A 15,228-nucleotide genomic window follows, 5' to 3' on the forward strand; every position below is an offset into this window, starting at 1 on the left:
GGACGTCGCCAAGCAACTAAACACGAGTCAAATGACTCGTGTTTTTTCGTGTTTTCTTTTATAATCCATAGTAATTAAAAAAATGTGCTTAAATAATTACTATTTTGATTAAATGCAGGGGAATGTGGCTAGGATAGTGAATAAGCAAAAGAGTTGCAAATTTTATTAATACGTATATAATTAAAGTCAAAGATAGTCAAAGTCAATAAAGGTGGCGGATAAATGAGAAATATATCTGATATCATTGAGCAATATCTAAAGCAAGTTATTGACTTAAGTAATAATAATGTGATTGAAATCAAAAGAAATGAGATTGCGGATCGATTCGAGTGCGTACCATCTCAAATCAATTATGTAATCAATACCCGTTTTACATTAGAAAGAGGATTTATAGTAGAAAGTAAACGTGGTGGTGGAGGTTACATTCGCATTATAAAAGTCAAACTGCATGATGATATAGACATTATTGATCAAATGCTTCATATGATTGATCATAGCGTTGCACAAGGGAATGCAGAGAGTATGATTATACGTTTATTAGAAGAGGGAATTATAACAGGCCGTGAAGCAAAACTAATGTTAAGTGTACTAGATCGTTCTGTATTATCAATGGATATTCCTTCTCGAGATGAACTTAGGGCTCGAATATTATGCGCAATGTTAAGAACACTGAAATATAAATAAATACAGCTTTTGTAAAAGAATGATAATTAAGATAGGGCAGTTAAATATTGTAGAAGTTTTGAAAAAGAGCATGTACTTTTATCTAAATGGATTAAGGAAAGAGGACAATCTAGTAATGTATGAAAAGTATCATGAGGTAGATCGTTCCTATTGTAAAGGTGGGGATATTGATGACTTGTCAAAACTGTAATATAAGACCAGCAACTTTACATTATACAAAAGTAATCAACGAGAAGAAGGCGGAAGTTCATCTTTGTGAGCAATGTGCGGAGCAAAGTGGCTATACGTCTTTCTTTCAATCATCACAGTCTAACTTTTCATTTCATGATGTATTTGCTGGTTTATTACACGGTGAATCAACAATGTTTGGAGAAGGAAAAAACGGGTTTTCAAATACAAATACAGTAAGATGTCGAGATTGTAAGATGACATATGAACATTTTACAAAAGTGGGACGCTTTGGTTGTGCTTCTTGTTACGATACATTTAAAGGACACTTAAACCCATTGTTAAAGCGACTTCATGGTGGACATACAGAACATTGTGGAAAAATTCCGGAACGAATGGAAGGAAATATCCACTTAAAGAAAGAATTAGATGAACTAAAACTTATTCTGAAACAATATGTACAGAATGAGGAGTTTGAGAAAGCTGCTGAGGTAAGAGATGAAATTCGAGGGCTTGAAACTCAGCTTAGTGAGCATAGAGAGGGGGAGTAGTTCTATGTCACTGGACAAAATTATGAATGAAGCGATTAGTCCATGGATGAAGGGGGATGGCCCTGATTCTGATATTGTTTTAAGTAGTCGAATTCGTTTGGCTCGTAATTTTAAGCAATATCAATTTTCTACTATGCAAAACGAAGAGGAAGCTCAACAGGTTCAAGAATTATTTAAAAAGAAATTTATAAATAAATCGGTAGAGCCCTTTGGGAAGTTTGGATTATTAAAAATGAATGAATTAACGCCTCTTCAAAGGAGAGTTTTAGTCGAAAAGCATTTAATTAGTCCAAATCTCGCAGGGACCGAATATGGAGCATGTCTGTTATCAGAAAGCGAACACATTAGTGTGATGCTTAATGAGGAAGACCACATTAGGATTCAGTGCCTATTTCCAGGGCTACAGTTATCAAAGGCGCTTCAAAGCGCTAATCAAATAGATAATTGGATTGAGAAAGAGGTTGAATATGCTTTTGATGAATCACTTGGATATATTACGAGTTGTCCTACTAACGTTGGTACAGGATTAAGAGCTTCTGTAATGATTCATTTACCAGGGCTGGTTTTAACAAAAAGAATTAGCCGTATTATACAAGTAATTCAAAAATTAGGGTTAGTAGTAAGAGGAATATACGGTGAAGGTAGCGAAGCGTTAGGTAATATATTTCAAGTATCAAATCAAATGACGCTAGGGAAATCCGAAGTAGATATTATTGCAGATTTAAAGAGTGTCATGCAGCAAATTATACAACAAGAAAAATTGGCCAGAGAATTAATTGTACAAAATTCGAGCATTGAGCTTGAAGATAAGGTTTATCGTTCTTACGGTATACTAGCAAACAGTCGTTTAATTCAATCTGCAGAAGCGGCAACTTGCTTATCGGATGTACGACTTGGTATTGATCTAGGATATATAAAAGGTATATCGAGAAATATTTTGACTGAGCTAATGGTTCTTACGCAACCAGGTATTTTACAACAATATGCAGGAGGACCTTTAGGACCGGAAGAAAGAGATTATCGAAGAGCAACCTTAATCCGTGAGCGATTACGTATTGAAAAAAACTAAGCGCAAGTAGGAGGCGATTTCTATGATGTTTGGAAGATTTACAGAAAGAGCACAGAAAGTATTAGCTTTATCTCAAGAGGAAGCAATTCGCATTGGGCATAATAATATTGGAACAGAACATATTTTACTTGGGCTTGTACGCGAAGGTGAAGGAATTGCAGCAAAAGCGTTAATTGCTCTTGGATTGAGCCCGGAAAAAGTGCAAAAAGAGGTAGAAGCGTTAATTGGACGTGGAACAGAAGCTTCTCAAACTGTACATTATACACCTCGTGCTAAAAAAGTTATTGAATTGTCTATGGATGAAGCGCGTAAGCTAGGACATTCTTACGTTGGAACAGAACATATTTTACTTGGCTTAATCCGTGAAGGTGAAGGTGTAGCGGCACGTGTTTTAAATAATTTAGGCGTAAGCCTCAACAAAGCAAGACAACAAGTATTACAACTTCTTGGAAGTAACGAAGCAAGTTCAGGTCACCAAGGTGGTTCATCGACAAATGCCAATACACCGACACTAGACAGTTTAGCACGCGACTTAACAGTTGTTGCACGTGAGAATCGTTTGGATCCTGTTATTGGACGTAGTAAAGAAATTCAACGTGTAATTGAAGTGTTAAGCCGTAGAACAAAAAACAATCCAGTGTTAATTGGAGAGCCTGGTGTAGGTAAAACAGCAATTGCTGAAGGGTTAGCACAGCAAATCGTAAATAATGAAGTTCCTGAAACGTTAAGAGATAAGCGTGTTATGACACTAGATATGGGAACAGTGGTAGCTGGGACGAAATATCGTGGTGAGTTTGAAGATCGTTTAAAGAAAGTAATGGATGAAATACGTCAAGCAGGGAATATTATTCTATTTATTGATGAACTTCATACATTAATCGGTGCAGGTGGAGCAGAAGGTGCAATCGATGCATCAAATATTTTAAAACCATCTTTAGCACGCGGAGAATTACAATGTATTGGTGCGACAACTTTAGATGAGTATCGTAAATATATTGAAAAGGATGCAGCTTTAGAGAGACGTTTCCAGCCAATTCATGTTGATGAGCCGAGTCTAGAAGAATCAACTCAAATCTTGAAAGGTTTACGCGATCGTTATGAGGCGCATCACCGTGTGTCTATTACAGATGATGCAATTGATGCAGCTGTAAAACTTTCTGATCGTTATATTACGGATCGTTTCTTACCGGATAAAGCAATTGATTTAATTGATGAAGCTGCTTCAAAGGTTCGCTTACGCTCTTATACAACACCACCAAACTTAAAAGAGCTTGAAGTGAAGCTTGAGGAAATTCGAAAAGAAAAAGATGCAGCTGTACAAAGTCAAGAGTTTGAAAAGGCTGCTTCCTTACGTGATATGGAACAACGCTTACGTGAGAAATTGGAAGATACAAAGCGTCAGTGGAAAGAGCAACAAGGAAAAGAAAATTCAGAGGTTACGGTAGAAGATATTGCAAATGTCGTTTCTACATGGACACGTATCCCTGTTTCTAAACTTGCACAAACAGAGACTGATAAATTATTAAACTTAGAATCCATTCTTCATGATCGTGTCATCGGCCAGGATGAAGCGGTAGTGGCTGTAGCGAAAGCTGTTCGTCGTGCAAGAGCAGGATTGAAAGATCCGAAACGTCCAATTGGTTCATTTATTTTCTTAGGGCCAACAGGTGTAGGTAAAACAGAATTAGCAAGAGCATTGGCAGAATCTATGTTCGGTGATGAGGATGCAATGATTCGCATTGATATGTCTGAGTATATGGAGAAACATTCAACTTCTCGCTTAGTTGGTTCTCCTCCAGGATATGTTGGGTATGAAGAAGGCGGACAATTAACAGAGAAGGTTCGTCGTAAGCCGTATTCAGTTGTCCTATTAGATGAAGTAGAGAAGGCGCATCCCGATGTATTTAATATTTTACTACAGGTATTGGAAGATGGTCGTTTAACTGATTCTAAAGGACGTACAGTTGACTTCCGTAATACGATTGTTATTATGACGTCTAACGTTGGTGCTGAGGCGTTAAAACGTAACAAACATCTTGGATTTAACGTACAAGATGAAAGCCGTGATTATTCGGATATGAAAGGTAAAGTAATGGATGAGCTGAAAAAGGCATTTCGTCCAGAATTCTTAAACCGTATTGATGAAATTATCGTATTCCATATGCTTGAGAAAAAACATATTCAAGAAATTGTGACTCTTATGGTAAATCAGTTAGTGAATCGCTTAAAAGAACAAGAAATTGAATTGCAATTAACAGAAGGGGCGATTGCAGCTATTGCTGATAAAGGGTTTGATCGTGAATATGGTGCTCGTCCACTACGTAGAGCAATTCAGAAGCATGTAGAAGATAGACTATCGGAAGAACTTTTAAAAGGTGCTATTGAGAAAGGGCAAAAAGTTATCTTTGATGTAGAAGGGGAAACATTTGTCATTCATAGTGCTGAAAAGGTAAAATAAGTATAGACAAACTAAGAGGGCTACGAGATAGCCCTCTTTCTTGTACGAGAAGGTCAAATGTTTATAGATGAAAGCGAAGTGAAATATAAAAAGATATGGCTAAAAAGAAAACAAAATTCACATGTCAAGAGTGTGGTTATCAATCACCAAAATATATGGGTAAATGTCCAGGGTGTGGTCAATGGAATTCGCTTGTTGAAGAGATGGAACCCGTTGTATCATCCAGACGCCTAAATTATGCAAATGCAATTCAAACAGAAGTAACAAAACCAAGACGTCTTACAGAAGTAGAAACAAAGTCTGAGGCACGTATTGAAACAAAATTTCAGGAGTTTAACCGTGTACTAGGTGGCGGAATTGTAGATGGATCTTTAGTACTTATTGGTGGGGACCCTGGGATTGGAAAATCAACGTTATTATTACAGATTTCCTCGCAATTAGCAGATGCTTCATATGATGTATTGTATATATCAGGTGAGGAGTCAGCAAAGCAGATTAAACTTCGTGCAGATCGTTTACATGTAAATGGTAGTAATCTATTTGTTGTATCAGAGACAGATTTACAGCGTATTGCAGCACATATTGAAGAGATGAATCCTGCTTTTGTTGTTATTGATTCTATTCAAACGATACATTTACCTGAAGTGACATCAGCTCCTGGTAGTGTGGCGCAAGTACGTGAATGTACAGCAGAATTAATGAAACTTGCAAAAACAAAGGGAATCCCAATTTTTATCGTAGGGCATGTGACAAAAGAAGGTGCAATTGCGGGACCGCGTATGCTAGAACATATGGTCGATGCAGTTCTTTACTTTGAAGGAGATCGACACCATACATATCGTATTTTACGAGCTGTAAAGAATCGTTTTGGTTCTACGAATGAAATGGGTATCTTTGAAATGAAAGAACTTGGCCTTGCAGAAGTCTTAAATCCTTCTGAAATTTTCCTTGAGGAAAGACCAGTTGGAGTTGCAGGTTCAACAGTAGTTGCCTCAATGGAAGGAACAAGACCAGTTTTAGTAGAAATACAGGCATTAATTTCCCCTACTAGTTTTGGAAATCCTCGAAGAATGGCGACAGGAATTGATCATAATCGTGTCTCGCTTATTATGGCGGTACTAGAGAAAAGAACAGGTTTACTATTACAAAATCAAGATGCGTATTTAAAAGTAGCTGGTGGTTTGAAATTAGATGAACCGGCAATTGATTTAGCTGTTGCCTTAAGTATAGCTTCAAGTTTTAGAGATAAATCTACGGCACCAACTGATGCGGTAATAGGAGAAGTTGGATTAACTGGAGAAATAAGAAGAGTATCAAGAATCGAACAACGTGTACAAGAAGCAGCTAAATTAGGATTTCAACGTGCTATCATTCCTAGAAAAAATTTAGGGGGGTGGACAATTCCAGAGGGGATTGAGGTTGTAGGTGTTTCTAATTTAGGAGAAGCGCTTCGTTTGACATTAGGAGGCTAGGCTATGGAAGAAAATAAGCAACGTGTCAAAAGTATAATTAATATTTTACAGCTCGTGGCCCCGGGAACACCACTGCGCGAAGGGATAGATAATGTACTTCGCGCACAAACAGGGGGACTAATTGTTCTTGGGTATAATGAGCAGATTAAAAGCATTGTTGATGGTGGTTTTCATATTAATTGCGCATTCTCTCCTGCTAGTTTATATGAATTAGCAAAAATGGATGGAGCACTTATTTTAAATGAAACTGGAAGTAAAATTTTAATTGCAAACGCACAGTTAGTTCCGGATTCATCTATTGATTCTATTGAAACAGGTATGCGTCACCGAACAGCAGAGCGTGTAGCAAAGCAGACGGGCAGCCTTGTTGTGGCCATTTCACAAAGACGTAATGTAATTACGCTATATCAAGGGAACTTACGTTATACATTAAAAGATATAGGTGTCATTTTAACGAAGGCAAATCAAGCAATTCAAACGCTAGAAAAATATAAGGCTGTATGGAATGACGGCATTACGAATTTGGGTATTCTAGAATTTGAAGAGGTCGTTACAATGTCCGAGGTGGTTCACGTTTTACATAGTGTTGAAATGGTGCTGCGTATTAAAAATGAAATATTGAGCTATATTCATGAGTTAGGAACAGAAGGTAGGTTAATTCGTTTACAGCTTACAGAATTACTAGCTGATTTAGAGGCAGAGGCAGCATTGTTAATTAAAGATTATCACCAGGAGAAAACACAAGACCATCATCAAATATTGAAAAAGTTACAAGATCTTGCAAATACACAACTTTTAGAGGATAGTGATTTAGTTAAATTGCTTGGCTATCCAGGACAAACAAGTTTAGAAGAAAGTGTGACACCTAGAGGGTACCGAATCACAAGCAAGATTTCTCGTGTTCCGCCACTTATTATCGAGAATTTAATTAATCGATTTAAAACATTGCAAGGTGTTTGCCGAGCAACTATTAATGAATTGGATGATGTGGAAGGAATTGGAGAAGTGAGAGCGAAGAAAATACGAGAAGGTCTAAAAAGAATTCAAGAGCATCTCTATATGAGTAGACACAATTAAGAATATTACATTGATTCTATAATATAACGACACTAGAACATTTTTGGTATATGATATGATATATTGGTAAATAAAACTATTTACAAAAAAAACACGTCCGCTTTTGCATTCGGCGTTTTGATTAGCGAAACAATGGTTAATAATGAGTAGGAGGTGGTTGGATGTTAAAACGGATTGTACAGCTCTTCTTTTTAGTGATCGGGGGAGCGTTAGGGATTTACTTAATCCCAAAAATTATTAATGTATTAGATATCGGTGCGGTTCCTTTGTTGGAAGGATCGTATGTTCGTGCAATTATTGGTGCAATTATTTTATTTTTAACAACATTTTGGCTTGTAGATTATATTGTTCAACTTATTAAGCATATTGAAGAGGCTCTTGTAAAGGCGCCTGTAGCAGATGTTTTATTTGGTACATTAGGATTAATCTCTGGTCTTATTGTTGCATATTTAATTTTGATACCAATTCGTGAATTTACAATTCCAGTTATTAGTACGGTGTTGCAAGTGTTCTTCACCCTTTTACTTGGATATTTAGGATTCCAAGTAGGATTTAAAAAGAGGAATGAATTGCTAGGATTATTTACATTACCCCAACGCGGAGGTAAGAAGAAAAACAATAGTGAGAATGAAGAGGTAGAGGTCGAAGCAGAAAAATCTACGACTCATTGGAAAATTCTCGATACGAGTGTAATTATTGACGGACGTATTGCAGATATTTGCCAAACAAAGTTTTTAGAAGGAACAATTGTCATTCCGCAATTCGTATTAGAAGAGCTTCAGCATATTGCCGATTCTTCAGATGCTTTAAAGCGTAATCGTGGCCGCAGAGGGCTAGACATTTTAAATCGTATTCAAAAGGAGATGCCAATTCCGGTAGAAATTTATGAAGGCGATTTCGATGATATCCAAGAAGTAGATAGCAAGCTTGTAAAGTTGGCAAAAATCACTGGTGGAACTGTAGTAACAAACGATTTCAATTTAAACAAAGTTTCTGAATTACAAGGGGTTACGGTGTTAAACATTAATGATTTAGCTAATGCAATTAAACCAGTCGTACTCCCTGGTGAAGAATTAAGTGTTTATGTTGTGAAAGATGGTAAAGAACAAAATCAAGGTGTTGCATACTTAGATGATGGTACGATGATTGTAGTAGAAGATGGTAGAGAGTATGTGGGTTCACAACTTGACGTACTTGTTACTAGCGTATTACAAACATCGGCTGGTCGTATGATTTTCGCAAAACGTAAATTGCTAGAAAAAGCATTATAAGTAGAGGATTATTAATATGTATACATTAATTATTCCGGCAGCGGGCCAAGGAAAACGAATGGGTGCTGGTAAAAATAAGTTATTTTTACTTATAGATGAGGTACCAATTATTGTGCACACATTGCGTGCTTTTGAAAAAGATAAAGCGTGCAAAAGTATTATTATGGCAATTAACGAAGAAGAACGCCCGTATTTTGAAGAGTTAATGCAGAAGTACCAGATTGAAAAGCACGTACAATTCATTCAGGGTGGAGCCGAAAGACAAGATAGCGTCTATAACGCACTTCAGTATGCGAGTGGTGTCGAATATGTTCTTGTGCATGACGGGGCGCGCCCGTTCGTAACGAATAAAGTGATTCGCGATGTATTAACTGCAGCAGAAAAATATGGAGCTTCCATTTGTGCAGTGCCAGTAAAAGATACTGTTAAGAAAGTAGAGAAGGGTGTTGTTGTAGAAACGGTAGAGCGATCTCAACTTAACGCTGTACAAACACCACAAGGATTCTCTGTTTCTCTTTTGCTAGAAGCTCATAGAAGCGCAAAGCAAAGTTGTTTTCTTGGCACAGATGATGCAAGTCTCGTAGAACGTGTGGGGAAGCAAGTAGGTGTAGTAGAGGGGAGTTACTATAATATTAAAGTGACGACTCCGGAAGATCTATTAATTGCTGAAAGTTTCCTACGTGTTCAGAAGAAATAACATTGATGACGTGTTAATAAAGAAAAGCTCGGCAACAGCCGGGCTTTTCTTTATAAGGATAGCGATATAATATAGAGTCATAAAGCTCAGTAGTTTAGCTTAAGGAGGAAGTAAGGATGTTTCGAATTGGACAAGGTTTTGATGTACATGAATTTGCGGAAGGGCGCCCGTTGATTATCGGTGGAATTACAATTCCACACGAGAAAGGATTAATCGGTCATTCAGATGCAGATGTATTGTTACATACGATTGCTGATGCATGTTTAGGTGCGATTGCAGCAGGAGATATCGGAAAGCATTTTCCTGATACAGACCCAGCTTTTAAAGATGCAGATTCAGCTGTATTGTTACAAAAAGTTTGGGAATTTGTGCGTGAACAAGGTTACGAGTTAGGAAATTTAGATTGTACAATTATTGCTCAAAAACCAAAAATGGCACCACATATTGAGAGTATGCGTAAGCGCATTAGTGAACTGTTAGAAACGTCTATCGATAACATTAATGTAAAGGCAACAACAACAGAAAAATTAGGATTTACAGGTAGAGAAGAAGGGATTGCTTCTCAAGCGGTTGTTTTATTACAGAAAAAATAATGGTTTTTAATTCGTAAGATGGATAATCACATTTTTTTGGTGTACAATTATAGAATGTGTTGACATTAAGAATGGAAGGTGTACCAATTATGGAAAAGCAAGTGAGAGTGCGCTACGCGCCAAGTCCAACAGGACACTTACATATCGGAAATGCGCGTACGGCATTATTTAATTATTTATTTGCTCGTCATTTAGATGGCAAATTTATTATTCGTATTGAAGATACTGATGTAAAACGTAACGTGGCTGGTGGAGAAGAAAGCCAATTAAAATACTTGAAATGGCTCGGTATGGACTGGGATGAAGGTGTTGATGTTGGTGGTGAATTTGGACCATATCGCCAAACAGAGCGTTTAGATATTTATAAAAAATTATATGAAGATTTATTAGAGCGTGGTCTAGCTTATAAATGTTATATGACAGAAGAAGAGCTAGAAGCAGAGCGTGAAGGACAAATCGCTCGCGGTGAAACACCTCGTTACGCAGGTAACCACCGTGAATTAACTGAAGAACAAGTGAAAGAATTTGAAGCTGAGGGACGTATTCCAAGTATTCGTTTCCGTGTACCAGCTGATCGTGACTACACATTCAAAGATATTGTAAAAGATGAAGTTGCGTTCCATTCAAATGATTTCGGTGATTTTGTTATTGTGAAAAAGGATGGAATTCCAACTTATAACTTTGCAGTAGCAGTAGATGATCATCTAATGGAAATTACACATGTACTTCGTGGTGATGATCATATTTCAAATACACCGAAACAAATGATGATTTATGAAGCTTTCGGCTGGGATATTCCACAATTCGGTCATATGACTCTAATTGTTAATGAAAGTCGTAAAAAGTTAAGTAAGCGTGATGAATCTATTATTCAATTTATTGAGCAATATAAAGAGCTTGGGTATCTTCCAGAAGCAATCTTTAACTTTATTGCACTACTAGGTTGGTCTCCGGTAGGAGAAGAAGAAATCTTCTCTAAAGATGAGTTTATCAAAATGTTCGATGCAGCTCGTTTATCAAAATCACCTGCATTATTTGATTCTCAAAAACTAAAATGGATGAACAACCAGTATATGAAAAAGCAAGATTTAGATACGGTTGTAGAGTTAAGCTTACCGCATTTAGTGAAAGCTGGACGTGTGGGAGAAACTTTAAGCGAACAAGACCAAGCTTGGATTCGTGATGTAATTGCTTTATACCATGAACAAATGAGTTTTGGAGCTGAAATTGTAGAGCTTTCTGAAATGTTCTTTAAAGATCATGTTGATTATGAAGAAGAAGGACAAGAAGTATTAAATGGTGAACAAGTACCTGAAGTACTTCGTGCATTTGCTGGTCAAATAGAAGCTCTAGAAGCAATGGAGCCAGCAGCAATTAAGGCAGCGATTAAAGCAGTTCAAAAGGAAACAGGACATAAAGGTAAAAATTTATTTATGCCAATCCGTGTTGCAACTACAGGACAAACGCATGGTCCAGAGCTTCCGAATGCTATTGCACTTCTTGGAAAAGAAAAAGTTTTAAATCGTCTTCAAAAAGTAATTGGTTAACATTTTCTAGGTTTAGAAATATAATAAGTATACCTAAAACCTAATAAGGAAAAGCGACGAGAAGGAGAAGTAGAAAATCAGGCTTTTTACAGAGAGAACCACCTTTAGGCTGGGAGTGGTTTATAAGCGGATTTTTGAAATGCCCCTTCGAGTCTTCTGCTGAACAGCGAATTGCTTCGTGGGATGTCTTAGGCCGCAAAGTAAGCAGAAGCGGTGTACACCGTTATCATGGATGAGTTTGAGGCTTTTTTAAGCCTAAACAGAGTGGAACCGCGCTTAAAAGGCGTCTCTGTCAATATGACAGAGACGCCTTTTTTTTATACCGTGTAAATAGGTATGAATATAGAATTTATCTCCTTATATAAAGAATTAGGGGAGAAGTGATGAGTTAGGGGAGTTAGTTCGCTCGACAAAAAAGCAGCCCATAAAGGGGAGGGAACACCGATGTTTAAGAGGCTTCGGGAAGATATTGAAGTCGTTTTTGAACAGGATCCAGCGGCAAGAGGTTATTTCGAAGTCATTTTAACTTACTCTGGATTACATGCAGTTTGGGCCCATCGAATTGCACATGCTTTTTATAAAAGAAATTTTTTCTTTCTTGCACGTTTTGTTTCACAAGTGAGCCGCTTTTTTACTGGCATTGAGATCCATCCAGGAGCAACTATTGGTCGACGTTTTTTTATAGATCATGGAATGGGAGTTGTAATCGGAGAAACTTGTGAAATTGGTGATAATGTAACGATTTATCAAGGGGTTACATTAGGTGGTACAGGAAAAGAAAAAGGAAAGAGGCATCCAACAATTCAGGATAATGTATTAATTGCGACGGGTGCTAAAGTTCTTGGTTCTATTACTGTGGGAGAGAATTCTAAAATCGGAGCAGGGTCTGTCGTATTAAAAGAAGTTCCTGCACATTCTACAGTTGTAGGTATACCTGGCCGTGTCGTTATTCAAAATGGAGTAAAGATTGGTCAAGAATTAAATCACTCTGACCTTCCGGATCCGATTTTTGATAAATTAAAGGCTATGGAAGTAGAACTTGATAAATTGAAGAAACAATTGGAATTAAAGGTAGAAAGGAAGGATAAAAATGACTATTCACATTTATAATACGTTAACACGTCAAAAAGAAGAGTTTGTTCCATTAGAAGAAAATAAGGTAAAGATGTATGTATGCGGACCTACAGTTTATAACTACATTCATATTGGGAATGCAAGGCCTCCTATGGTATTCGATACAGTGCGTCGTTATTTAGAATACAAAGGATACGATGTGCAATATGTATCTAACTTTACGGATGTAGATGATAAATTAATTAAAGCGGCAAATGAATTAGGTGAAGATGTACCGACAATTGCTGATCGCTTTGTTGAAGCGTACTTTGAAGATGTAACAGCACTAGGTTGCAAACACGCAACAGTTCATCCTCGTGTAACAGAAAATATGGATATCATTATTGAATTTATTCAAGAACTTGTGAATAAAGGGTATGCATATGAATCAGAGGGTGATGTGTACTTTAAGACGAAGGAATTCGAAGGTTACGGTAAATTATCACATCAACCAATCGCAGATTTACGTCACGGTGCTCGTATTGAGGTAGGGGAAAAGAAACAAGACCCTCTTGATTTTGCTTTATGGAAAGCTGCGAAAGAAGGAGAAATCTTCTGGGAAAGCCCTTGGGGGCAAGGACGTCCAGGATGGCATATTGAATGCTCAGCAATGGCGCGTAAGTACTTAGGGGATACAATTGACATTCATGCTGGTGGTCAAGACTTGGCATTCCCACATCATGAAAATGAAATTGCGCAGTCAGAAGCATTGACTGGAAAAACGTTTGCACGTTACTGGATGCATAATGGATATATTAATATTAACAATGAGAAGATGTCTAAATCGCTTGGTAACTTTATTTTAGTTCACGATATTATTAAGCAATACGACCCGCAGTTAATTAGATTCTTTATGTTATCAGTACACTATCGTCACCCGATTAACTTTAGTGAAGAGTTATTACAAAGTACGAATAATGGATTGGAAAGAATTAAAACAGCTTATGGAAACTTAAAGCATCGTATGGAGAGTAGTACGGATTTAACGGACCATAATGAGAAATGGTTAGCTGAAATAGAGAAATTCCAGACTGCATTTGAAGAGGCAATGAATGATGACTTTAACACTGCAAATGCAATTACCGAATTATACAACGTAGCAAATCATGCAAATCAATATTTACTTGAAGAGCATACATCTAAAGTTGTGATTGAAGCATACGTAAAACAACTGGAAACGTTATTTGATATTTTAGGATTAGAATTATCAAAAGAAGAATTACTGGATGAAGAAATTGAAGAGCTTATCCAAAAGCGCATTGAAGCTCGTAAAAATCGTGATTTTGCATTGTCTGATCAAATTCGTGACGATTTAAAAGAACGTAATATTATTTTAGAAGATACCGCTCAAGGTACAAGATGGAAAAGAGGATAAGGATGATCGATGCAAAGCAATTAAACAGCTTGGCGTTAGCGTATATGGGTGATGCGGTATATGAACAATATATCCGCTATCACCTCCTTCAAAAAGGAAAAGTTCGACCTAATCAATTACACCGCTTAGGGACGAGCTTTGTTTCAGCAAAAGCACAGGCGAAAGTTGTTTATCATTTATTAGAGACGGCATTTTTGACAGAGGAAGAAGAGGCGGTATTAAGAAGAGGGCGTAATGCAAATTCAGGTACAGTTCCGAAAAATACGGATGTACAAACATATCGACATAGTACAGCCTTTGAAGCGCTAATTGGTTACCATCATTTATTAAATAATCGTGAAAGATTAGACGAAATTGTATATAAGGCAATTGCAGTTTTAGAAGAAAAGGAAGGGGGCACATCATCATGACTAGTGAATATATTATCGGACGTAACCCTGTAATTGAAGCGTTAAGATCAGGGAGAGATATTAATAAAATTTGGATCGCAGAAGGTGCTGCCAAAGGACAAGTACAAATTGTACTAGCATTAGCGAAAGAAAATAAGATTATTTTACAACATGCACCAAAGAAAAAGTTAGATCAATTAGTTGAGGGTAATCATCAAGGTGTAATTGCTCAAGTAGCTGCATATCAGTATGCAGAGTTAGAAGATTTATTCAAAGTGGCAGAAAAACGTAATGAAGATCCGTTCTTCTTGATTTTAGATGAGATTGAAGATCCGCATAACCTAGGTTCTATTATGCGTACTGCTGATGCAACAGGAGCTCATGGAATTATTATTCCGAAGAGAAGAGCTGTGGGACTTACCGCATCAGTTGCGAAAGCATCAACAGGAGCAATTGAATACATTCCTGTTGCGCGCGTAACAAACTTATCTCGTACAATTGATGAATTAAAAGAGCGTGGACTTTGGATTGCTGGTACAGATGCCAAAGGGAAAACGGATTACCGTAATTTAGATGGTACAATGCCGATTGGATTAGTAATTGGTAGTGAAGGAAAAGGTATGAGTCGTATTATTGGTGAAAAGTGTGATTTCTTAATCACTCTACCGATGGTTGGTAAAGTTACATCCTTAAATGCTTCAGTAGCCGCAAGTTTGTTAATGTATGAGGTATATCGTAAACGTCACGAAATTGGTAAATAAAAA

General features: G+C 37.1%; 14 protein-coding genes and 1 other annotated feature. All 14 genes read left to right on the forward strand.

The annotated features are described in order from the left end of the window. Window positions 1-222: 222 nt before the first annotated feature. The 14 genes from ctsR to rlmB all read left to right on the forward strand — a co-directional run bounded on the left by ctsR (window position 223) and on the right by rlmB (window position 15,225). A complete protein-coding gene (gene ctsR, locus DN404_RS17870) occupies window positions 223-684 on the forward strand; it encodes a transcriptional regulator CtsR (RefSeq protein ID WP_001244558.1) in 462 nt (153 codons plus the stop codon). 170 nt (window positions 685-854) lie between these two features. Next, window positions 855-1,403 (forward strand): protein-arginine kinase activator protein McsA, encoded by a 549-nt coding sequence (locus DN404_RS17875; protein ID WP_149215312.1) that lies wholly within the window; start codon window positions 855-857, stop codon window positions 1,401-1,403. A 4-nt stretch (window positions 1,404-1,407) separates the two neighbouring features. Further along, window positions 1,408-2,472, forward strand: a complete 1,065-nt coding sequence (locus tag DN404_RS17880; RefSeq protein WP_000050843.1) for a protein-arginine kinase McsB — start codon at window positions 1,408-1,410, stop codon at window positions 2,470-2,472. 22 nt (window positions 2,473-2,494) lie between these two features. Next, entirely contained in the window at window positions 2,495-4,930 is a 2,436-nt protein-coding gene (gene clpC / locus DN404_RS17885; protein WP_000971184.1) for an ATP-dependent protease ATP-binding subunit ClpC, read from the forward strand. 95 nt (window positions 4,931-5,025) lie between these two features. Further along, on the forward strand, window positions 5,026-6,402 hold the full coding sequence (gene radA, locus DN404_RS17890) for a DNA repair protein RadA (RefSeq protein WP_001085202.1): 1,377 nt from the start codon (window positions 5,026-5,028) through the stop codon (window positions 6,400-6,402). 3 nt (window positions 6,403-6,405) lie between these two features. Further along, the gene (disA, locus tag DN404_RS17895; RefSeq protein ID WP_000392158.1) at window positions 6,406-7,479 is read left to right on the forward strand and encodes a DNA integrity scanning diadenylate cyclase DisA; all 1,074 of its coding nucleotides are present in this window, start codon (window positions 6,406-6,408) and stop codon (window positions 7,477-7,479) included. A 161-nt stretch (window positions 7,480-7,640) separates the two neighbouring features. Further along, a complete protein-coding gene (locus tag DN404_RS17900; protein ID WP_000919677.1) occupies window positions 7,641-8,750 on the forward strand; it encodes a PIN/TRAM domain-containing protein in 1,110 nt (369 codons plus the stop codon). 16 nt (window positions 8,751-8,766) lie between these two features. Next, the gene (ispD, locus tag DN404_RS17905; protein WP_000288283.1) at window positions 8,767-9,447 is read left to right on the forward strand and encodes a 2-C-methyl-D-erythritol 4-phosphate cytidylyltransferase; all 681 of its coding nucleotides are present in this window, start codon (window positions 8,767-8,769) and stop codon (window positions 9,445-9,447) included. 116 nt (window positions 9,448-9,563) lie between these two features. After that, a complete protein-coding gene (gene ispF, locus DN404_RS17910; protein WP_000488386.1) occupies window positions 9,564-10,040 on the forward strand; it encodes a 2-C-methyl-D-erythritol 2,4-cyclodiphosphate synthase in 477 nt (158 codons plus the stop codon). Between the two features lie 89 nt (window positions 10,041-10,129). After that, window positions 10,130-11,587, forward strand: a complete 1,458-nt coding sequence (gltX, locus tag DN404_RS17915; protein WP_000415143.1) for a glutamate--tRNA ligase — start codon at window positions 10,130-10,132, stop codon at window positions 11,585-11,587. Between the two features lie 47 nt (window positions 11,588-11,634). After that, window positions 11,635-11,881 (forward strand) — a binding site (T-box leader). A gap of 150 nt (window positions 11,882-12,031) precedes the next feature. Beyond that, the gene (gene cysE / locus DN404_RS17920; protein ID WP_000476497.1) at window positions 12,032-12,697 is read left to right on the forward strand and encodes a serine O-acetyltransferase; all 666 of its coding nucleotides are present in this window, start codon (window positions 12,032-12,034) and stop codon (window positions 12,695-12,697) included. Beyond that, complete coding sequence (gene cysS, locus DN404_RS17925; RefSeq protein ID WP_000152276.1) at window positions 12,678-14,075, forward strand: cysteine--tRNA ligase; 1,398 nt, start codon at window positions 12,678-12,680, stop codon at window positions 14,073-14,075. Before cysE ends, cysS begins: the two co-directional genes overlap by 20 nt. A 2-nt stretch (window positions 14,076-14,077) precedes the next feature. Further along, complete coding sequence (locus DN404_RS17930; protein WP_000564261.1) at window positions 14,078-14,485, forward strand: Mini-ribonuclease 3; 408 nt, start codon at window positions 14,078-14,080, stop codon at window positions 14,483-14,485. Further along, window positions 14,482-15,225, forward strand: coding sequence for a 23S rRNA (guanosine(2251)-2'-O)-methyltransferase RlmB (rlmB, locus tag DN404_RS17935; protein ID WP_000200237.1), 744 nt, complete (start codon window positions 14,482-14,484; stop codon window positions 15,223-15,225). The genes DN404_RS17930 and rlmB overlap by 4 nt, the downstream gene beginning before the upstream one ends. Window positions 15,226-15,228 lie beyond the last annotated feature (3 nt).

Origin of the sequence: Bacillus sp. TE8-1 (assembly GCF_008368855.1) — a bacterium.
In the GTDB taxonomy this organism is placed as follows: Bacteria; Bacillota; Bacilli; order Bacillales; family Bacillaceae_G; genus Bacillus_A; species Bacillus_A cereus.